The sequence below is a fragment of the Desulfocucumis palustris genome (genome assembly GCF_002933875.1).
GTDB classification, from domain to species: domain Bacteria; phylum Bacillota; class Desulfotomaculia; order Desulfotomaculales; family Desulfocucumaceae; genus Desulfocucumis; species Desulfocucumis palustris.
The window spans coordinates 54941-76722 of sequence record NZ_BFAV01000073.1 but is presented as its reverse complement, the minus strand read 5'-3'; the positions used below and the strand labels follow the sequence as shown (position 1 = coordinate 76722).

18 protein-coding genes are annotated in these 21782 nt (G+C 48.6%); all 18 read right to left on the bottom strand.

The window, feature by feature from the left end; genetic code table 11:
- Positions 1–59 precede the first annotated feature (59 nt).
- Positions 60–491 (bottom strand): DUF2325 domain-containing protein, encoded by a 432-nt coding sequence (locus tag DCCM_RS06030; protein ID WP_104371538.1) that lies wholly within the window; start codon positions 489–491, stop codon positions 60–62.
- A 45-nt stretch (positions 492–536) separates the two neighbouring features.
- Entirely contained in the window at positions 537–1478 is a 942-nt protein-coding gene (locus tag DCCM_RS06025) for a methyl-accepting chemotaxis protein (RefSeq protein ID WP_231702675.1), read from the bottom strand.
- Positions 1479–1552: 74 nt separating this feature from the next.
- Positions 1553–2806: an HD-GYP domain-containing protein gene (locus DCCM_RS06020; RefSeq protein ID WP_104371537.1), complete on the bottom strand. Its 1254-nt coding sequence runs from the start codon at positions 2804–2806 to the stop codon at positions 1553–1555.
- A gap of 84 nt (positions 2807–2890) precedes the next feature.
- On the bottom strand, positions 2891–3127 hold the full coding sequence (locus DCCM_RS06015) for a hypothetical protein (RefSeq protein ID WP_128739104.1): 237 nt from the start codon (positions 3125–3127) through the stop codon (positions 2891–2893).
- Between the two features lie 27 nt (positions 3128–3154).
- On the bottom strand, positions 3155–5050 hold the full coding sequence (gene feoB, locus DCCM_RS06010; protein WP_104371535.1) for a ferrous iron transport protein B: 1896 nt from the start codon (positions 5048–5050) through the stop codon (positions 3155–3157).
- A 15-nt stretch (positions 5051–5065) separates the two neighbouring features.
- Entirely contained in the window at positions 5066–5293 is a 228-nt protein-coding gene (locus tag DCCM_RS06005; protein WP_104371534.1) for a FeoA family protein, read from the bottom strand.
- A gap of 20 nt (positions 5294–5313) precedes the next feature.
- Positions 5314–5535, bottom strand: coding sequence for a FeoA family protein (locus tag DCCM_RS06000; RefSeq protein ID WP_104371533.1), 222 nt, complete (start codon positions 5533–5535; stop codon positions 5314–5316).
- Between the two features lie 501 nt (positions 5536–6036).
- Positions 6037–7893 (bottom strand): [Fe-Fe] hydrogenase large subunit C-terminal domain-containing protein, encoded by a 1857-nt coding sequence (locus tag DCCM_RS19415; protein ID WP_104371532.1) that lies wholly within the window; start codon positions 7891–7893, stop codon positions 6037–6039.
- Complete coding sequence (locus DCCM_RS05990; RefSeq protein ID WP_104371531.1) at positions 7886–9283, bottom strand: HD domain-containing phosphohydrolase; 1398 nt, start codon at positions 9281–9283, stop codon at positions 7886–7888. The genes DCCM_RS19415 and DCCM_RS05990 overlap by 8 nt, the downstream gene beginning before the upstream one ends.
- A gap of 8 nt (positions 9284–9291) precedes the next feature.
- Positions 9292–12156, bottom strand: coding sequence for a [Fe-Fe] hydrogenase large subunit C-terminal domain-containing protein (locus DCCM_RS05985; protein ID WP_104371530.1), 2865 nt, complete (start codon positions 12154–12156; stop codon positions 9292–9294).
- A 71-nt stretch (positions 12157–12227) separates the two neighbouring features.
- The gene (locus DCCM_RS05980) at positions 12228–12602 is read right to left on the bottom strand and encodes a response regulator transcription factor (protein WP_104371529.1); all 375 of its coding nucleotides are present in this window, start codon (positions 12600–12602) and stop codon (positions 12228–12230) included.
- Between the two features lie 317 nt (positions 12603–12919).
- Positions 12920–15529, bottom strand: coding sequence for a winged helix-turn-helix domain-containing protein (locus DCCM_RS19155; RefSeq protein ID WP_104371527.1), 2610 nt, complete (start codon positions 15527–15529; stop codon positions 12920–12922).
- 337 nt (positions 15530–15866) lie between these two features.
- A complete protein-coding gene (locus tag DCCM_RS05965) occupies positions 15867–16703 on the bottom strand; it encodes a hydroxymethylglutaryl-CoA lyase-like TIM-barrel protein (RefSeq protein WP_104371526.1) in 837 nt (278 codons plus the stop codon).
- A gap of 176 nt (positions 16704–16879) precedes the next feature.
- The gene (locus DCCM_RS05960) at positions 16880–18118 is read right to left on the bottom strand and encodes an EAL domain-containing protein (protein WP_104371525.1); all 1239 of its coding nucleotides are present in this window, start codon (positions 18116–18118) and stop codon (positions 16880–16882) included.
- A 231-nt stretch (positions 18119–18349) separates the two neighbouring features.
- Entirely contained in the window at positions 18350–18988 is a 639-nt protein-coding gene (locus tag DCCM_RS05955; protein WP_104371524.1) for a Fe-only nitrogenase accessory AnfO family protein, read from the bottom strand.
- A gap of 36 nt (positions 18989–19024) precedes the next feature.
- Complete coding sequence (locus DCCM_RS05950; protein WP_104371523.1) at positions 19025–19333, bottom strand: 2Fe-2S ferredoxin; 309 nt, start codon at positions 19331–19333, stop codon at positions 19025–19027.
- Positions 19334–19349: 16 nt separating this feature from the next.
- The gene (gene nifB, locus DCCM_RS05945; protein WP_104371522.1) at positions 19350–20300 is read right to left on the bottom strand and encodes a nitrogenase cofactor biosynthesis protein NifB; all 951 of its coding nucleotides are present in this window, start codon (positions 20298–20300) and stop codon (positions 19350–19352) included.
- Between the two features lie 67 nt (positions 20301–20367).
- Positions 20368–21735: a nitrogenase component 1 gene (locus DCCM_RS05940; protein ID WP_104371521.1), complete on the bottom strand. Its 1368-nt coding sequence runs from the start codon at positions 21733–21735 to the stop codon at positions 20368–20370.
- Positions 21736–21782 lie beyond the last annotated feature (47 nt).

Here is a 21782-nt window from a genome sequence, read left to right as displayed (position 1 = left end):
ATTCTCACCTGCCAAATGGGTTTTTATTCAGTTTGCTATGTATGTCCAATATATTGCCATCAGGAATCTATGCTTTTTATGGCCTCGGCCATATTGGTAATACCGGAGGAGGTCAGAATTTTAATGGGCTTGCCGTGCTTTCTGCAAATTTTCTTGGCGCTGGCGCAGGCATTGTGACTGTTACAGTCCACCGGGCAAAAAACCATGTCGCATTTTATTATTTTTCTTTCCAGAAGCTTATCGCCTCTTCTCATATAGCCATCCAGGTATTCGCACTCATAGCCGCAGCTTTCAACCAAATTCACATACAGTTGTTTAAATTTGGTTATGCCGCCTATAATTAATATTCTTTTTACACAATGCTTGCATTTGCAACACTTATTACAGCAATTCGCCGGTTGTTCCATGTTTTTTGAATTAAGCGGACGGTATATTGAATTTTTTTCATTCAGTTTATCAAAGGCAATGTTTGTCCAACCCTTTTGGCCCATTAAAATCCTCTCCTGTGAATGAGATGAGGCCATCCTGCCGGGGCCTTACCCGGCCATACCCCGCAACCTCTTCAGATTTATTAATAATTGCTGCATGGAATCCGATTGCTCCTTTAAAACATCTGTGGTGCTGCCGCTGATATGGGATATTTTACCCACCACCTGGTTTATCTCCTGGGCAACTGCCTGAACCCCTCCCATTCCCAGGTCAAGGGCCTCGGCGCCGGCATAGGCCTTTTCCACCGCAGCCACACTGTCCACCATATGCTCCATAATGGCGCGGCAAAAATCGTTCACCTGGGTAATTAAATCAATTCCGGTTTGAACCCCCCTGGCCCCCTGGGACATGCTCTGCATCACCATAGAAGCGCTGTTTGTCACCTGTTTCAGGGTTACGGACACGTCGTCAACCATTTTTTTGCTTTTTACAGCCAGTTTATTGACTTCCTGGGCCACCACCGCAAATCCCAGCCCGGCCTCTCCGGCCCTGGCCGCCTCGATGGATGCGTTAAGGGCCAGTAATTTAGTCTGATCCGCAATGGCTTTAATGGCTTCCAGCATTTCCCCAAAGGTTTTAACGTCGTCATACAGGCGGGAATATATTTTCAGTGACTCCAAAACCTGCTGTTGAATGGTTTCCATCTCCGTGTTGGCAGAATCCAGCCGGACAACACCTTCCCCGGCATACTCCCTGGCCTTTTTTAACGATTCCCCCGTGTTCTCCATCTGCTTCATGACATCGGAAACATGATTACCCAAATCGTCCACCATACCCTGGGTGCACATGGCCGTTTCGGCGGCTTCAGATACCATGTCGTTAATTTCCTGCCTGGAGGCAAGCAAACCTGTGTTTAAATCAGCCACCCTTTGAGCCATTACATCCACTTCCTCAACCTCTCTAAAAAGTGACGGCCCGGGCAAAGCCGCTTTACCGGCTTTTTTTCCCTTATGGGGCGCGTCTTTAAAAAGCATCTCAAGAAAAGCCAATTTACTTACACTCCTTAATATGACCCGCTAAATAATAATGATATTCATTCTCGTTAAGTCCGCAAAATTAAACATTATATGTTTATTCCGGCTAATCCGGGTATAGCCTTCTGCCGCTTCAGCACGGGATAAGGCACGGCCTGCATTGGGTCCGGGGCGGCACTGGAAGCGAACAGCGGCGGGTTTTGCCTGACCATGCCGACAAATGCCCTCACCATATGGGCGTCGAATTGCTCCCCGGCATGTTCCTGCAATTCCAGGAGCGCCTGTTCCATGGTCATTCCTTTCCGGTAAGAGCGATCCGAGGTCATGGCATCCCAGGCGTCGGCAATGGATACTATGCGGGCCTCAAAGGGGATGTCCTCGCCCCTTAGCCCGCCGGGGTAGCCCTTACCGTCAATTCTTTCATGATGACGGTGCACAATAGCCCGTATGCTTTGCAAAAAATCCACCGGCTGCAAAATTCCAATCCCTATGACCGGGTGCTCTTTAATTCTTTCAAATTCCTCATTTTCCAGCCTGCCCTTTTTATTTAAAATGCTTTCGGGAATACCTATTTTACCTATGTCATGCAATAAGGCGCCGTATTCAATGGTCTGTATTTCCCGGGGGCTTAACCTCAGCCCCTGGGACAGAATCACCGCCACCCGGGCCACGTTTTTGGAGTGGTTGCGGGTGTAGCGATCTTTGGCGTCAATGGCGGAAACCAGCGCGGCGATGGTTTCCAAATATACTTCCTTCTTACCGTTTTCTATTTTTAACAAAGTATTGTGAAGCACCAGGGCAGCCTGTCCGGCAAATACGGAAATAGTGGCCACATCCTGGGGTGAATAATCCCCCAGGTGGTCCTCTCTCCCGGAATGACGGTGCATTAACACAAGTATCCCGACGGTCTCCCTCCCCACAATCATGGGTACGGATATAAAGGACAGTAAATCGGGGTCGGCGCTGAGCATTTCATTAAAGCCCTCCGAATTACTTGCAAGACAAATAACTTCCCTGGCGGCCTCCGGCTTGCGGATAAAATTAGCCTTGTCCAGTATTTTTTGAAACCGCTCCTCGGTCAGTTCCCCCCGCAGCAGCATGATTTGGGTCTCATTGGAATAACGGCCGGCCAGCAATACCCCCCCCACTTCACTGTGGGTTATCTTTATGGCCAAATCCAAAATGGCTGCCAGGGTGCTGTCCATGTCCGTGCTTTTAATTAAAGTAAGTAAAACCTCGTTAATAAATTGTACTTCCTTTAACATTTTCTTTAATTCAACTTTGCTTAAACCAAGGGTGGTTTGAGCGTTGGCTGATGAAAGAATTTCTTCCGGCACGGACATTATTTTGCACCTCTTTTATTTCGTATTGCATCCGGCCTGTACAAAGGCCATGGTCAATAAGCATCATTATTGAGATTTAGCTTATCACGGTTTTTCGGTGTTTTCCGGAGTTTGCTTCAGATCCCCGCAATGTTGGCATTCACTGCCGCCATTACCGCCGCAGCCGCTGCCGCTGCCGCAACCGCAGGAGCAGCTTTCCGAACCGCAACAGGTGCCGTTTTTGAGGTTGGCTGCTTCCCGGCGAAAGCCCCGTATGGTTAAATAACCTATCCCTCCCGCCAGGAGCAGGGTGGAAAACAATCCTGTCATGCTATCCATCATAACACCTCCAACCCATAATTTTTATAATTAACCGCCCAGGCCCAGCAACAAACCAACCCGGTAAATCAGAAGAGAAACTATCCAGGCCACCAGGAAGGTGTAACCGGCCGCAAACAAAGCCCATTTCCAGGAGTTAAGTTCCTTTTTAATTGTCCCCAGGGCAGCCATGCACGGGGTGTAGAGCAGGGTAAACACCATGAAAGCATAGGCGGAAAGCCCGGTAAATGTGGCGCCGATAGATCCCTGCAGCTGTGTGGCCGCCTGTGCGGCGTCCTCCGCCAGCTCGCTGATGCCGTAAATTACACCCAGGGTGGCAACCACTGCTTCCTTGGCCAATATTCCGGTCAGCACCGCAACCCCCGACTGCCATGTGCCAAAACCATGCAGGGTGAAGAGGGGGGCGATAACGCCTCCGATGGTAGCCAGCAAACTGTCCGCAATATCCACCGGGCCTGAGAAATTGTAACTGGAAAGGAACCAGATCAGCACCGACATGCTGAAAATAATGGTACCGGCTTTAACCAGGAAACCTTTGCCCTTCTCCCAGGTCTGCAGCAAAACGGTTTTCAAGGTGGGAATACGGTAAGGGGGCAATTCCATCAGGAAGGGCTCCGCATCCCCCTTGAAGTAAGTTGACTTAAATATAAGTCCCATTATGATGGCTATTATAATTCCAAGGATATAAAGGGAAAGAACCACGGCACTCTCCCTGCCGGGGAAAAATAATGCGGCAAACAGCGCATATACCGGAAGCCTGGCGCCACAAGACATAAAAGGCGCTATTAACACGGCTATCCTGCGGTCTCTTTCAGTATCCAGGGCCCTGGCCCCCATGATGGCCGGCACGCTGCAGCCAAAACCTATCAGCATGGGCAGAAAAGCCTTGCCGGACAGTCCGATTCTCCGCATGGCCCGGTCCATAATAAACGCCACCCTGGCCATGTAGCCTGTTCCATCAAGAAAACTGATCAATAAAAAGAGGGTGAAAATTAAAGGAACAAAGACCAGCACGCCGCCTACTCCTCCGATGATGCCGTCCACCACCAGGGATTGCAGCCACCCGGCGGTTCCCAGGGACTCCATGCCGCCGCTAACCCAGTCAGTCAGGGTGCCGCCGATGAAGCCATCCAGGATGTCTGAAAGGGGCTGGCCGACCCAGGCGAAAGTGGCCTGAAACATCACATACATGATGGAGAGAAAAATAGGTATTCCCAATACCCGGTTGGTCAGCAAATTATCCAGCTTATCGCTCCACGACTCTTTGGCCTCATTGATAACCAGGGATTTTTCCAATACCTTGTTGATAAACTCGTAGCGGGCCTCAATTACTTTTTCATCAGCTATTTCACTGTTATTTTCCGATTTTTTTATGTTCTCAATGGCTTTCAGGTGTTCCGCCAGCAGTTTGCTGTCCGCCGCCCCGGCCAGCCGGGTCAGGGAGGGGTCCAGGGAATCAACCAGTTGATTCAACCCGTTTTTACTTGTTGCCACCGAAGAAATTACTTTAACACCCAGGTTTTTGCCAAGGGCCTCCAGATTAATGTTATACCCCTTTTCACCGGCTTCATCCATCATATTAAGGTTGACCACGGTGGGTATGCCCATTTCCAACAACTGAACGGTAAGGTAAAGATTGCGCTCGATGTTGGAGGCGTCCACCACATTGACCACCATATCGGGCTTTTCTTCCAGCAGAAAGTCTTTGACAATTTTTTCTTCCAGCGAGTAAGCGCTGAGGCTATACGTGCCGGGCAAATCTATAATGTTTATTTGCTTGTTGCCCTTGGTCATTTGACCCATTTTTTTATCAACGGTAACTCCCGGCCAGTTGCCTATATGCTGCCTGGCCCCGGTCAGGAAATTAAATATGGTTGACTTACCGGTATTTGGATTACCCGCCAAAGCTACGGTTAACGCCGACATATCGCTGATCCCTCCTTATACTAAGCTTACGATGATCTGTTCCGCTTCAGCCTTGCGAAAAGACAGGTTGTACGACCTTACCAGCACCTCTATGGGGTCGCCCAGGGGAGCCACTTTAATTACTTTGAGCCTGGTCCCCTTCATAATTCCCATAGCCATAAAACGTCCCCTTGCCTGCCCCGTTACCTTGACACTGTCCACGAGTACCGTCTGGCCTGGTTTTGCGTCTTTTAGAGTAATCATTTCCTACCCCCTCTCAATAATTATTTCACCATGATATGCCGGGCCATTTCCTGTCCCAGCATGATCTTCCCACCACGAATGGCTACAACAAGGGGGCCTTTATTACAGCAGCGGCAAACTTCCACGGGAGTACCCGGAATAAATCCCATCTCTTCCAGGTGATGTTTACACTGGGAACAGCTTTCGATATTCTGGATGTAAACAACGCTGCCTTTTTTAATGCTGCTCAAGGGCCTGTTCATAATATCCTCCTTTCAAATCAGAAAACATTTTGCTGTTTTTTACAGTGCTTTCAAGGATAAAGATTATCATTATCACTATGGCCGGAAAATTTTTTGTTCTTTTGAACATAAACAAAACAATCATATTCAGATAGTGGGCAATGCCCAAAACACAATAATGAAAATCATTATCAAATTCATTTTATTTTTTATTAGTCATTTAGTCAAGAAATTTTTTGTGTCCGCCCGGGCATTTTCAGCCGGAACAGCGCCGGCCGCCCGCCCCTTCAGGATACCAAACCTGTCGGACCGCTCCTGCTTTTAGCCGGCCCGGCCTGAAGAACACTGGATTTTTTATGGTGCTTCACCGGTATGGCCGGACCTGCTGAAAAAAATAAAAGAGCCGTTAACCGGCTCTTAAAAAATGAAAGGTCCGGCGGCTCCTGGTACGGCCGCCGGGGAATCGCCCATATTTATGGAGCCCGGGCGGCGGTCACGGGACCGGCGCGGTGGGCGGGGTGTTTAATTATCCAGCAGGGAATTGGCGAGGGAAACCACTTCTTTCTCCCGCACAGCCAGTTTTTCCGTATTTTCAATCATGTTATCTGTTTCATTGTTCACAAGTTTCAACTTCGCGCCAAGCTCGTCCGCCATGCCTATTATTTTCTCTATATGCGTTATTGCCTCTTTTTCATTAACCCGGGCGGAATCCACGGTATTCTTGGTATTGTCCGACAGTTTGCGGACTTCTTCAGCCACCACGGCAAAACCCCGGCCATGCTCGCCGGCCCTGGCGGCTTCTATGGAAGCGTTAAGGGCAAGCAGATTGGTCTGCTCGGCTATACCCACAATATCCTTTGACACATTGGAAATACCCAGTAATTTGTCCTTCACGTCGTGTATTGTCTCTCTTAAAACAGCGGCCATTTGCAAAACCGAATCGGTTTCTCTTCCCACATTGTTAACGCCCCGGACATTATCTTCATTGGCAGCGGCCAACTGGCTCATGGAATTGATTATTTCAGCCACTTTATTTTTTAGATTTTCCCTGAGGGACTTCTCTTTGGCCATCATTTCCAGTCCCTTGCGATTATAATAAATACAATTCTGATAATGGTTCACGTTATTATATATTGACCTGGCAAATTTTTGACAACTTCCATACCCGCAGGAAAAGCAGTTGATATCCCTGGATTGCTCTGTCTGTTTATATAATTTATTAAATATATCATTGATTTCACTTATGCCGGGTTCTCTCGTGTGGATGCCGGCGGAAAAGTCTTGATATTCCCGGAAAAAATCTTTTAATGCCAGTTCTTTGTCAAATTTATGAAACAAAGTGTACACCCTCTGGCCAAAGATTTTTTTATTTGATTTTTGAAGGAGCTTGTCCTGTTTTAGCTGATTGGTCATATAATCTATATCATCAATTGATACGTCTTTATTGGTTCCCGTACCAAGGTTACATCCGTTGATGCAATTTAAAACATCCACAATTAGCGGTATACGGCTGTCACTAAAAACTCTTTTGGAATATTCAGATAAATAAGCGTATGCGTGATTTACTCCTTCAATCTGTTTAACCCAGGCATTATTAATATGATGCTGCACATTTTCTCTCAAACCCCCGGGCCTGCTGAAGGCTAAACCTATTCCACACCCTATATCGTCAAAATCCTTTTGGTTATAGGAGTTCAGGTTAATCTTATTTTTATCCAGATAATCCTTTAACTTACTGTATGTGACATTGTATTGGATCATCCCGCCGGTATTACTGTCGTTTATTTCGTTGATCTTGGCAATGCAGGGAGAGAGAAAGGCCAGTCTGTCCTTAACATTAATATATTTATTTAAATAGATGGCGGTGCACATCATCGGGCTGTGAACAGGCGCCAGGTTTTTAATTAAAGAGGGTTTATATTTTTGGGCATAATTAACTATGGGCGGGCAGGGCTGGGCCACAACAGAATTCAGATTCATTTCCTTTATTGCCTTAATGTATGCCCAGGTTGTTATATCCGCTCCCAGGGATACGTCATAGACAAGGTTTACCCCCAAGGATTTAAGGAATCCGAACAGCTTTTTATAATCGGGAAAATTGTGTCTGACCGCCGGCGCCGCCAGCACCGATATTTTTACCCCTTTTTGCAAATCGGTGAAGAAATCCTCGGTATCATCATAATATACCCTTGCCCCATGGTCGCAGATTTCAATACAGTGACCGCAGTTGATGCATCTGTCCTGATCAACTTTGATCTTATTTTCCCCATCTTTTAAATATGCCACATTGGCGTGCTCCACAGGGCACTCCAGAATACACTTGTTGCATCCGGCGCACTTTTCTTCATCTGTTGTTATCACTCCCTTTGTCTTATCCATACAACTTGCCGCCTCCTAAAGTTTGTGATACATCAATTCTCAGAAATGCTTCCACCACATCACTGTCCCATTGGCTGCCGGAGCACCTTTTCAGTTCCTCAACAGCAGCCTCATGACACAGTCCCTTTCTGTAGGGCCGATCCGTGGTCATGGCGTCATAGCTGTCCGCCACCGCAATTATCCTGGCAATGATGTCTATCTCTTCGCCCCGCAGGCCTTCGGGATAACCCTTACCGTCAAAGCGCTCGTGGTGATACATCACACCTGGTATAATATCTTTAAAATATTTAATATGCTTAAGTACCTGCTGCCCGTAGATAGTGTGCATTTTAATCAGGCTGAACTCTTCCAGGGTTAATTTGCTGCTTTTTAGCAGAATATTATCCCTTATCCCGATCTTGCCCACATCGTGAAGTATGGCCGCCAGCCTGAGCCTCTCCATATCGCCGTCCGCAAGACCCAGTTCCTTTCCGATGGCCAGGCTGTATTGCATAACTCTTTTGGTATGCCCCCCGGTATAGGGGTCCCTCTTTTCTATGGTTTCGGCAAGGGTGTATACCGCGGTGAGAAATGTATCCTTCAATCTGTCGTAAAGTCTGGCGTTTTCTATGGCGGCGGCGGACTGCAGGGCCAGGGCGGACAGAATTTTCAGGTCTTCGGCGGTATAATTCAGGGGCTGGGCGCTGCTGACATTAATTGCCCCAATCACCCTGTCCTTTATTTTTAGGGGGGCGCACATCATGGAGCTTATTTTTATAGTACCTCTTATGTATCTTGGGTCGGAAATAACGTCGTTTACTATTTCACCTTTCCCCGAGGCAATTATGCTGCCCGCGATACCCTTACCCGGCTGAAAGCCAATCTTTGGATGGTACTCTGTTCCCGAAGCGGCCAGTATTGAGTACAAGCCCGTATCCTCATCAATTACCATGACGGAAATATTATCCGCCTGAATAAGCCTCTTCGCTTCTCCAACAATCAACTGGGATACCTGTTTCGGATCCAGGCTGGCAGCCAGTTTTTCCGTAATATCATAAATAACCGAAATTTCCTTGTACTTTTCCAGGGTCTCCCGGGCCAGGGACCTTTTCTCCAACTCCTGAACCGCCAGGTAGGAGAGAAGTTTAGCCAGGGTCTCCGCCTTTTCCCCTCCCATAACCCAGCCGATTACTTCCTCCCCCAGCTTAACCGGGCAGCCGGGCAAAGGTTTGCCTGAATTATTATTGCCGATAAGCGCCTTTCCGCCGGGATCGGTTATGACAAGCTCATCAACCGGAGCTATATCTCCCAGTATTGACGCTACCTCTTGCCTTTTAATTATGTTTTTCAGGGTTACTTTCCGTATTTTAATGCCCCCTTTACTGAAAACCGCCGCCCGGGAGCAAACCAAGCATTGTGCTAGCCATCGCACTGGTTTTCAATAATTTTTCCCGTGAACAAAAACAGAACATTCTCCAGGCCCTTTTCAAGACGCAGGGTCTTCACCACCTCGTGCCGTTCCGACAAAAGTGTGTTGAGGATAATCATATCGGGTTTTTCCTCCACCGCCTTGCTTATGCATTCCTCAGTGTCACTGGCCTTGACAACCGTGTAACCCCTTGCCTGCAACACATCAACCAGGGTTTTTAAAGTGGATTTATCCTCGTCAACCACAAGCACCTTCTTCTTTGACACGCCCTGAGATAAAAGCAACCCTATCTCTTTAAGCAGCTCCTCGGTGTTCAGCGGCTTTGTAAAATACCTGTCGACGCCGATGCTGTAACCCCTTTCCCTGTTTTCGATAATGGAAACTATCACAATTGGTATATTCATGGTTACAGGGTCGTTTTTAAGCACCGCCGCCACATCAAACCCGCTCATCCTCGGCATCATAACATCCAGCAGGATCAGGTCGGGAATGTCCTTTTTAATCAAATTGATGGCCTCCACACCATCCGCGGCCTCAATTACGGAGTAGCCCGCCACTTCCAGTTCCTGTCTTAAAAGATTTCTGATATTGTTGTCATCGTCCACCACCAGTATGGTTTTCCGTCCCTCAGTCCGCTCCTCCACCGCGGCAGCCACCTGTTTTTTCATTTGTTTGACCAGGCTGTCCACGTTTATTTTTTCAATTATATTTTTTTCACCGGATTGCAGGGGAATTGCGAATGAAAAGGTGCTCCCCTTCCCGGGCTCGCTTTCCACCCAGATCCTGCCGCCATGCTGCTCGACAATTTGTTTGCAAATAGGCAATCCAAGCCCGGTTCCCTTGGGTTTGTCGGTAAGGGTGTCCCCCACCTGCTTAAATTTCTCAAATACCTTTTCCAGGTCATCCCCGGCTATCCCGATACCCGTGTCTATAATGCCCACCACCACTTCACCGTCAACCCTTTTGGCCCTGCAGGTGACCGTACCACTGTCGGTGAATTTGACCGCATTGGAAATAAGGTTTATCACCGTTTGGATTAACCTGTCCCCGTCCCCCAGTATTTGCGGCAATCCCTCTTCCACATCCTTTATAAGTTCAAGCCCCTTTTGTTCAAAAAGAGACGTGGTCGCGGAAGTGGCCCTGTCAATAACCTCCTCCAGAAAAAGAGGCTCCATTTTCCATTCAATTTTACCGGCCTCCATTTTGGAGAGGTCCAGAACATCATTGATTAAGGTGGTTAGCCTCTGGCTTTCCGAAATAATAATATCAACATTGTCGTTTATCTGCCTGACGGCCCTGTTAACTTTTTTGTCGTCGGTTTTTATCTCCGGAAAAACCACTTCCTCCAGCCTTTTCTTTATAATCTTGGAAAAGCCCAGTACGGAGGTAAGCGGTGTCCGGAGTTCATGGGACACCGTGGACAGAAAATCCGATTTCATTTGATCCAGTTCCTGGAGTCTTTTGTTTTCTTCCAGGGAGGTTTTGGCTTCAAATTTTATGTGGACAATGCAGCCCCCCAGTTCGTTCTCCCCGTTGAATACAGCCACGGCCCGCTCCCTGCAGGTTTCATAGCCGCAGGCGCCGCAATTGAGCTCATCCTTTTCCGAATACTTGCCGTCATATTCAAGTATGAATTTAAGTTCTTTTTCAGTGGGCTCCTTTTTATGGTAATGGACATTATTCCATGTTCTGGTAAATTTATTATCTTTAATCAATTGCTCCACTATTTCCAGCCATTTTTCAAACTCCGGAGCCTGGGCCGTATTTTTCACCAACACGGAGTACCCCTTGTACTCCCTTACCAGATCGCCCTGCACAGCCTTTTTAAATCTCTTCCGGGTATATTCCGAAATAATGCGCCTGTTCTCCCAGAAATCACTGCGGACTCCCAGAGCCTTACCTAGAATACAGCCTTCACAATACAAAATATCCACCAGTAAAGGGTACCCGGTTAAAGTGCCGTCTTTATTTATTTTGCGGGCCATGCCTTTTAAAAAGTTTATGCTGCGGTCTTCACCCTCCACAAGCAGATAGTTATTGCCGATAAGATCAAACCCCGCTCCCGCGCCGTACTGTTCCATGGTTTTGGTAAGACCGCCGGAGATGGGAAACCCCGCTCCGTAAAAAGGCTGTACGCCGTCAAATTCGGATTCTTCCAGGTTCGCCGGAATGATTCCCCGGCTGTCAATAAGCTCTATCAATTCTTCAAAGGTCATTTTTTCAGCATAGAGACCCAATTCTTCATCCAGCAATTCAGATTTTTTGGCCATGCACGGGCTGGCCCCCACTATGGCTGTTTCCTCACCGTTCCAGTGCCTGACAATAACGGCCTGGGCCGCCATGGGGCTTAAAATTGGCGCGAAATTATCCAGCAGCTCCGGTGTGTGCTTTTCAACATAGTTCATAAGTGACGGGCACGGGCTGGTGATCACATTGGTTTTCTCCCTGCCCCTCTTATTGATCTGGTCATTTATATAATCTATGTACACCTTTGTAACGACATCCGCTCCAAAACTCGATTCATATACCAGTTTAAAACCCAGTTCTCTTAATGCTGTGCAAAACTGTTCGGGGGTGCAATTATATTTTTTTACAGCCACAATTACATAAGAGGGCGCCAATATCAGGGCCGCTTTTTTGTTTTCAAGTATTTGTTCAACCTTCTCAATACTGTTTCTATATTTTTTTGCGCCCTTGCTGCAAACAGTAATACAAGCGCCGCAATTCAAACAGCTTTCTTTGATTATCTCGGATTTGCCGTCCTTAATCATGATTGACTTTGTCCTGCATACCCTCAGACAGGCCGAACAGGCCTCACATTTTTCCTTATCCGTGTATACAATTCCATTTAACATAACCCTCTATTTTCTCCCCCCATAACAATCCGGACCCAAAATGTCCCGGCAGTTAAATTGCCGGAAAATATTTAAAGCCCCAAAATTTCTTTGGCCTTTTCGATTATTTCATCGGGATTAAAGGGCTTGGTCATATAAATATCGGCCCCCGCCTCGCCGCCCTTTTGCTTGTCGTATTCCTGTCCCTTGGCAGTGAGCATTATAATAAAAATATCACTGATGCCCGGTTCTTTCTTTACGGTTCCGCAAACTTCAAAACCGTTCATTTTAGGCATCATGACATCCAGGAAAACCAGTTCCGGCTTTTCATTTCTGATAATATCCAGGGCGGCTTCCCCATTATCAGCCTTGAGCAATTCCACTCCCTCATCCTCAAGTTCTTCGAGGGTTTGCTCCAGGAGAATTCTTATATGAGGTTCATCATCAACAATTAATATTTTTGACATTTCACAGCCTCCCCGTTATCATAAGAATGTTCCCTTCATTATAAGACCGACATAAAAAGTCATAAATAGTCTAAAATTATCAAAAATCGACTAAATCTGAATAATTATTATATACTTATTGCACTGCCTTGAAATCACCCGAAGTACTGGAAAAGTACTGATTAGGGCAAAAATGGGTGATGGCAAACTTCACCGCCTGCCGGAAACTTATATGGAGCGGGGCCGCATGGCGTGAAAATAATAATTTAAAACCTCGCAAGTTATGGTACCAGCTGAGGAAACTTAACTCCCCGGATAAGTCCTCCGCCGTGACACCGTCACAAAATACCAAGTTCCCGCCCCCGCTCCACCGCCTGGATGCGGTTCCTGACCCCCAGCTTGGCATAAATGTTGGAGGTATGATTTTTAACGGTACTCAGCCCCAGGGAAAGTTCTCCCGCTATTTCCGCATTGCTCAGTTCCATGGCTATCAGCCCCAGCACCTGAATTTCCCTCCTGGTTAGCTGTTCCCGCAGCACTACCGTGATATCGGAGGGCGAAGCCCCCCATGCCGGCTGCCCCCGGCTTGCGGCATCTTTTTTAACAAGATTGAGCAGGGTACTTACATACCGGGAGGATACTCCGCCCTTACCGTCCGAATTCTTGCGACGCCGGAGGGTGAATTGTCTGAGTAAAGCCGCCAGGGGCCTTCCCTCGTCCACAAATCTACGCAAATAACCGTTTTCCTCGCCCAGGGCCAGGGATTTTTGCAGCGCCTCCATGGCCTTGCCCGTTTCTCCCCTGGCCTGCCGGACCATGGCCAGCAGGTTCAACAATTCAATTTTACTGGGCAGCCGGTTCTCGGATTCGGCAAAGGCCATCCAGGCGGTCAGCAGCAGCAGGGCGTCGTCCCATTTCTGCCGGGCAATTAAAATCCTGGCCAGGGTGATATGGCCGTATTCGCCCACAACGCTCAGGCGGTCATATATACTCAGCCGGCTGTTTCTCAGCCATTGCTCCGCCGCTTCAATATCCCCCTGTTCAAGCTGCAGCCGGGCTTTTACAGCGGCTAATACAGGCAGCCACTGGGGCTGGTTGAAGGGCCGGATATTGTCTTCCCCGTCCGCAATCACCTGGATTGCCTCTTCCAGCCTGCCCCGGACGCTATGTATCCTGGCCATTATACATATGCCGGGAACCAGGGCGCCGGGATTTTTTGACCGTTCCGCTTCACTCATCCCAATGATCAGGCACTTTAAGGCCCTGTCCAGATCATTTCGCTCGTAATGGAACTCGGCCTCCGCCACCGGATAGTAGCCGTTGTACGCATACGGCGCAGCGAATTGTCTTATTTTCTGGTCGAGTTTATTTTTTACGGCTTCGGCCCTCAACTTTAAATAGCCGTAACATCCGAACAGCCCTCCCAAAAGGCTGGGCTCCAGGTTATTAAAAACCACATTTTTTAAAAAGTAGCTGGTGCCTCCGGTATAACGGTGGGCATCCATCACCAGCCGCATTATTTCCTCAAGCTCCCTGCGCCGGGTGGCCAGATAGGCCTTGACTATAGCAATCTCTCCCGTCATCTGATTCCGCCAGTTCCGGTCCCTTTGCTTCCCGCTTTCTTTCCGGAAGCCCTCCTCCGCCCTTCGAAGCCACCTTTCAACCACCTCCGGCTGTTCGGTAAGAATCCCGGTCCAGGCATAGGCCAGACAAAGTATGATACTCCCGCTTACCAGAGCCTCGGGCAAGGCCCTTAACCATTCCTGCAGGGTTATGGTGGCCCTGCCGGTCAATATTTCAGACGCGTGCCTCTCGATAAGCAGGGCGGCCCGGCTGAAATCCTTTCCACGCATGCAGTGATTGACGGCTTCAGGTATGAAACCGTTATTTTCATACCATTCAGTGGCCTTCTGATGCAGGCCGGCCAGCCGGGACGGCCTTCTTTCCTGCAGCAGGCCGTAAAGATACTCGGCAAAGAGATGGTGATAGCGGTACCAACACCCGTCTTCATCCAGGGAAAAAACAAAGCTATTGGTTCTCACCAGCATTTCCAGCAATTCCGCGCTGCCGGACCGGCCGGTGACCGCATCGCACAGCGGACCGGTAAGGCGTTCCAGTATGGACGTCTCAAGAAAGAATTCCTTGTGGGCCTGTGTCCATTTATCAAATACTTCGTCGGTCAGGTAGGCTGCGATATAGCGGTTTTTTCCGCTAAACCCCTCTATCGCCCCTGTAATATCGACGTTTCCCAGGATGGACCAGACCGCCGACTGCAGACCGGCCGCCCAGCCCTCGGTACAGGCTTCCAGTTTCCTTAACTGGTCCCCGGTTAAATGGATATCCTTCTTCCGGTAAAACAACGCCACCTCATCCGGGTTAAACCGCAGGTCGGCGGCATCCAGCACTTTTAAATGTCCCCGGACCCTGAGCCGGGGCAGGGAAAGGGGAGGCTCCACACGGCTGATGAGAACAATGTGCGTATGCTCGGGCATGTATTCTATCAGAAAGGAAAGGCTTTCATGCACCAGGGCTTCCTGTATTAGCTGGTAGTCGTCCAGTACCAGTATGAGGTCCCGGGGAAGTGAGGTAAGGTCATCAATTAATATGGAGATGAAGGTCTCCGGCGGAAAAGAGCCGGCATAAGGCAGAAAAGGAGTCAGTCTATGGCTAATCCCGGGCAGCGCCGCCTCCAGGGCGGCGGTAAAGTAACTGTAAAACCGAACCGGATCGTTGTCGCTGGAATCCAGGGAAACCCAGCCGGCGGAACAGCCTTTTTGCCGGAGCCACTCCGCCACGGCGGTGGTCTTTCCGAACCCCGCCGGGGCTGCCACAAGGGTAAGCCTTCTCCCGAGACCATCGTCCAGCGCGTGGTCCAGGCGCTGGCGGGAAATAATACCCGGTCCGGATACAGGGACATTCAGCTTTGTTTTTATTAATATTTCATTCATCTTATTCCCCCGGTATGGCAACCCGGATGCCAGGGTTAACTAAATAACTCCTGTTCTACCGTTTTTGAGCATATTAAATATAAATTAATTTTATCAAAAATTCTGTATAAAAATATAAAAATTTTATCAAATTTAGGCGGATCCGGCATTATTAAAACAGATACTATAAATAAAACAGGGGCCGGCAAGCCCCCAGACCCGCAGCCCCTAAAGGTAATGTTGATTTACAAAGCATGCTTTTTACACCGCTCCGATATTTCATCTCCTCTTTAAAATATTGCTTTCTCCGGAACCGCTTTCTATGACCGGAGCAGTGGAAGGCTGCCGGTAAGTTACGTTAAACTGTCTTCTTCAATTCTTCCCCCGGAGCCGTCCTGTTGGCCGCCGTTGCCACATATTGCTCCAGCCTGTGTAGAAAGCCGTGTTTCCACCCGGTATTGTGAATTTTCATCAGTGCCAGGGCCTGGATAAACTTTTTCATATCAGCGTTGCCGGCTCTCTCCCCCAGCCCCCCCACGGTGGTATCGACGTATTTAATCCCGGCCTTCACGGCCGCAATGGAATTGGCCACTGCCATGCCGAAGTCATTATGGCCGTGAAACTCAATCTCCATTATTTTTTTCTCCCCCAAAGCGCTCAATCTTTCATAGACGGCCAGGGGGTAAAGCACCCCAACCGTGTCCGCATATCTAAGGCGGCGGGCTCCCTCCTCCCGGGCGGCCCGGGCAAATTCCTCAAGAAACAGGGGATCGGCCCTGGACGCGTCCTCCGCCCCCACCGAAATATTGCAGCCGCAATCCCTGGCAAACCTTACGGCCTCCCGGGTGCGGTCAAGCACCCACTGCCTGGTCTTTTGCAGTTTGTACCTAATTTGAATGCCGGAAACCGGGGCGGAGATGTGCACGTCTTTGACCCCGCACTCCAGGGATGCCCTGATGTCGGCGGGAACCATTCTATTCCAGGTTGTTATCCTTGCCCTTAAACCCAGACCGGCAATGGCTGATATGGCGGACTGCTCAGTTTCCCCCATGGCGGGAGTACCCGCCTCTATTATATCCACCCCGCACAAATCCAGAAGACGGGCGATGGTTATTTTTTCTCTTAAATTAAATACCACACCCGGAGCCTGCTCTCCGTCCCTCAGGGTGGTGTCCACCAGAAATAAATCACTCATGGCATATCTCCCTGCTGTAACTCCATTAAATATACGGGCAATGCCGGGCGGCGACGGAAAAATCAACTTAAACTTTATGCTGAATGCACGGGTCTTTAAAAAAACAGGTTGGCAAAATGAACGGAATGATATTTGGCGGGTATCACGCGAAACCGGCAGGGCGGAGGAATTTCATATTAATAGTCCTGGTTGAAGTCTATGCACAATATATATTTGTTGTTATTCACATCAATGAAGAATGACGAGACGGTGATGCACAAATTACCGGAGGCCAGGGATATGTAGGGCTCTGTGGTATACTTGCCGTACCCCAAATTTATAAACAGGTAATAATAATCTTTAAGCGAGTGTTCCGCACCCTTTTTGGCCGGACTGAAAATCAACTTTTTGTTTCTGGGAAGATGGGAGCTGTTGCAGAAAGTATCGGTGATTTGAATCCCGGACGTATCCAAAATATATATACATTCAAGAAAAGGATACCTGTTTACTATCCTTTCCAGCTCGAAATCAAAATTAATTACCGCGGTTTGTGACAGATCACTGATAATCATATCAATAATCCTCACATAATCGTCCCGCTTCTGCCTTTCGTGTTTAATCCTCTGGGACAGATGGCTTTTGTATTTAACCGCCAGGTACTCCATTTTACTGTCATAGCGGTTTACGGAAACCCCGGATATGTCCCCGGGTCTGGCGATGTAATAACCCTGAAGCATATCCGCTCCCAGTTCAAGAGCGCATATAGCCTCGGGCTCGTTTTCCACTCCCTCCGCCACCACCAGGGCTCCAATTTTCCTGGAGAGATTGACCAGTGATTTAAAGGTTTCCTGTTTATAATATTTTTTATCCATATCCCGGATCAAAAGCCTGTCAATTTTCATGATATCCGGGCGCACCAAAGGTATTCTGTCCAGATTGGAATGCCCCGCCCCCACATCGTCCAGGGCGATTAAAAAGCCGTAATCCTTGTGCCTGATGATAAATTCTTTTAAAGCGGGAACATCGTTGACCTTGGACTCGACTATTTCTATCACCACATTGCCGGGATTAATGCCCAGGTCAGTCACAATTTGCATTATTTTGCCTGAACCCACCACACCCATATCTAATATTGATGTGTCAAAATTCAGAAAGAGTAGAATTTCGCTGTTGATATCATATATTTTTTTATAACTCTCCAGGGCCTTTTTTCTGCACAACCTGTCCAGTTCAATTATCAAACCGGCTTCCCTGGCTGCGCTAAAAATGATATCAGGTGGAATAATAGCCCCGTTATCCGGGGCAATACCCCTGCATAACGCCTCAAGGCCGATCACGGATTTTTTCTTAACCGATATCAGCGGCTGGAAATGTATTTTAATACTCTCATTTTCAATAATCTGGCCAATGCCAATATTTTCACGTAACAATTCCATGCGGGCACCTGCAACTAATAATTACGTCACTAATAAAGCATAAAAAAACAATTCAACCGGCTATTTACAACAATGCTTCCATATAAACGGATTCAGCGCTATAATAAAAAACCCTTTCCATATTGTAGCACATAGTTAAATATTATAAAATGTATATAATTGACGGCCGGGCCAGCCGGGCGCCGGGGGCATCCGAATGATACCCCTTCGGCCGGCCCGGCCAAAACAATTTCAATTACAATTTTGACAGCACTTTTTGCTTATGGTTATCCTTATATCTCCGGCACCGGTCTTCTCAGTCCCGGCGTCCAGGCTGTTGATGGTCAGCTCGGCCTCCAGCCAGGGAGGAATATGGGAACATAGTATTTCCAGAGAATAGAACCTGCCTTTGCGCAGAAAGGGCAGCAAAGCCTGCTTGGAAGTAACGCCGGTGCCGCCTTCCTGAATTTCCTTCAGGGAAATCCGGTAACAGCCGGGGGCATATTCCACAGGGGCGGTTTGCACCTTTATTTCCCCCTTAACCGCCTTCTCTCCTTCCGCCTCCTCTTCCCTTTCCAGCACGTAATCCAGCATCTCCAACGCTTTACCTTCATACTCCCAGATGCTGAAATGCGACTTCTCCAGTTCAAAATAGGGTATGCCAACTATGGTGGAGCCCACTATGGTTTTACAGTCTTGCAGAAAAAACAGAATTTCTCCCATTTTCCGGCGCAGTTCCTTCATTTCCAGGGTATTCTCCAGGGAAAATTCCTTCTCCCTGAGGGTGCTCCATTTCCCCATCTTCTTTCTAAAAACAATCAGTTTTCCCGGCTCGTTCAGGGAAGCCGCGTACCCGTTTTTATCAACGAAAACCGCAATATCCTTAGGCATTATCAAAACTCCTCCCTGCGGGCAACCGGTGGCTGGCTATAATTCCAGGCGTTTGACCGGACTGCCGCCTTCGATATGTTCATCCATTATTGCCTCCACATCCCCGGCGGTTACCGACCCATACCATACGTTATCCGGATAAACCACAACGATGGGCCCCTTTTCGCAAAGGCCGAAACAACCGGTATTGGAAACAAAAACCTCGCCGCCCAGGCCTCTCTCCTCAATCTCCTCCATAAAGCCGCTCACCAGTTCCACCGCGGCCTTGGTATGGCAAAAACCCTTCTGCTGACCGTTGGGCCTTGAGCTGGTGCATACAAATATATGGTATTTGGGTTTATTCATTAATTGCTCACATCCTTTAAACAGCTTCTTTTACAGCCTCTGCCGGGGAGATATCATTATCCTCGGCCGGCAGTCTGAACTCAAAGGACCTGTCATCTCCCAGGAGTCCGATGGCGTCGGCCCTGCACTGCCTGCAGTGATACATTTGCCTCAAATCGGCCTGGCAGATATTTCTCATGTGGTTTAATTCCTGCGTATCGGTCCCGGGAAAATCGGCAAAGGCGCTGCCCGGGGCGGGTATCAACGGCATAATGTTGGTTATGAAGGCCCCCAGTTCCTTGACCTTTTTGACAATATCAGGGATATGGGTGTCGTTGATATTTTTAATCATTACAATATTGACTTTTACCAGCATACCGCTGCGGACCAATAGTTCAATGCCGGCCAGCTGGTTTGCCATGAGCCTGGCGGCGGCTTCCTTTCCCTGGTACCTTTTCCCTTTATAATTTACATATTTATATATATTCCGCCCTATTTCCGGGTCGAGACTGTTTACGGTGACGGTTACGTGCTTTACCCCCAGCTCTGCGATTTCACCGGCGTATTCCGGGAGCAGCAGGCCGTTGGTTGATAAACAGAATATAATATCGGGAGCTGACTGTTTGACCAATTCAATAGTCCTTCTGGTTTCTGCCCAGTTGGCCAGCGCGTCGCCCGGTCCGGCTATTCCCACCACACTCAAAGCGGACAGTTTTTCCCTGACCAGATTAAATTTTTGCAGCGCCCTTTCCGGTGTCAGAATTTCGCTGGTTACCCCGGGCCTGCTTTCATTAACGCAGTCAAATTTACGGTTGCAGTAGTTGCAGCTGATATTGCATTTGGGCGCCACGGGCACATGCATTCTGGCATATTTGTGGTGGGCGTCAAAGGAGTAACAGGGATGCCTGTCCGTTTGCCGCAACAAATCAGCGGATACGGCGTCGTTATTCAAATCGTGGCCTTGTTTGCGGGCGCACTGGCAATCCATTATATTTCACCCCAACCTTCCATTCGAGTGGTTTTCAGCTTTCTCGATTCCCAAAGGCGCTTCTTTATCAGGCGGTGCCGGTATAATATTTTTCATACATGGCAGCCCGGTAATTGCTGTGCTTTCTCTCCAGCAGGGTATTGGTGACCCGGTCCAAAAACATGCCGGTGCCGGTATAGCCCACCGACAGCAGTCTCTGGCCCCCCACCCGGTCATGAATGGGGAAACCTATCCTGACCAGGGGTATTCCCTCCCTTTCGGTAAGAAATTTACCGTCCGAATGCCCTATGGCAATGTTGGCCCCCCGCTGCCTGCTTTTTTCCCTTATTCCGGTAAAATCGGCCTCATTTAATATATCCGTTTCATCAGGGCAGCCGGCCAGTATCTTTTTGATGGCTTCGGAAAATTTCGCCCCTTTGCTGCCGGTGGCCGCCACCACGGGATAAATGCCGTTTTCCATACAGGTGGAAGCCACGGCGTACACAATTTCCGGGTCTCCGAATATAACGCTCCTGCCCTGAAAATTGTATTTATGGGAGTCGATCATGCAATCCAGCAGCCTGCCCCTCTCCGCTTCCAGAATATCAGGCCTTTCCCTGCCGGTAAGATGTCTCAGGGTATCCAAAAAGGCATCGGTTGCCCTGACACCCATGGGTATGGGCACGTTGACCAGGGGCACCCCGAATTCCTCTTCCAGGTATTTCCCCGGAGACATGCCCTCATCCACCGTAACACCCATTTGTATGGTGACCGGAGCCCCGGGCATGGCCGCTATATCTTCAATCCTGGTGCCGCCTTCGGGAATTTTCACATAGGGTTTAACGAAGGGGCGGTCCAGGGTGTCCGAAAAATCCGGGCACAGGGTGTAATCCACCTTCATTAGCTGCAGTATTCTTTTTATTTCCCTTATATCCGCGGGGCTGATATTGGGAACTATCACGTTAACCCTGGAATGAAGCCGGGTCTTTTCAGCTACGGAGGCAATAATTCTTTTCACCGCCAGCCAGTAACCCTCGCTGTGGGCGCCGCCATAACCGGGAGTGGGCACGGTAATCAGGGGTAGACGGTCAAGTCCTCTTTCAGCCTTATATTCCGCGGCTATCCTGTCTATATCCTCACCTATGGTCTCCGCCAGGCAGGTGGTTAAAATACCTATCATTCCGGGATTATAAAGTTTAATAAGATTATCCAGGCCCTGCTTTAAATTTTTTTCTCCTCCGTAAATAGTGCCCTTTTCATTCAGAGAAGACGAGGCCACATCAATGGGCTCGTTAAAGTGCTCGGCAATATGCCTGCGCATGTAAGTGCTGCACCCCTGGGAACCGTGAATGATAACCATTGACCTTTCAATGCCCTTGAAGGGCAATATGCCGCCCATGGGCATGCACATGTTGCAGGGATTCTCGTTCACATTGCGGTATGACTGGTTTTTCATAATAACCCTCCCGTGCTAAAGGGGCCGCCCCCATCTGGGAAGTGAGA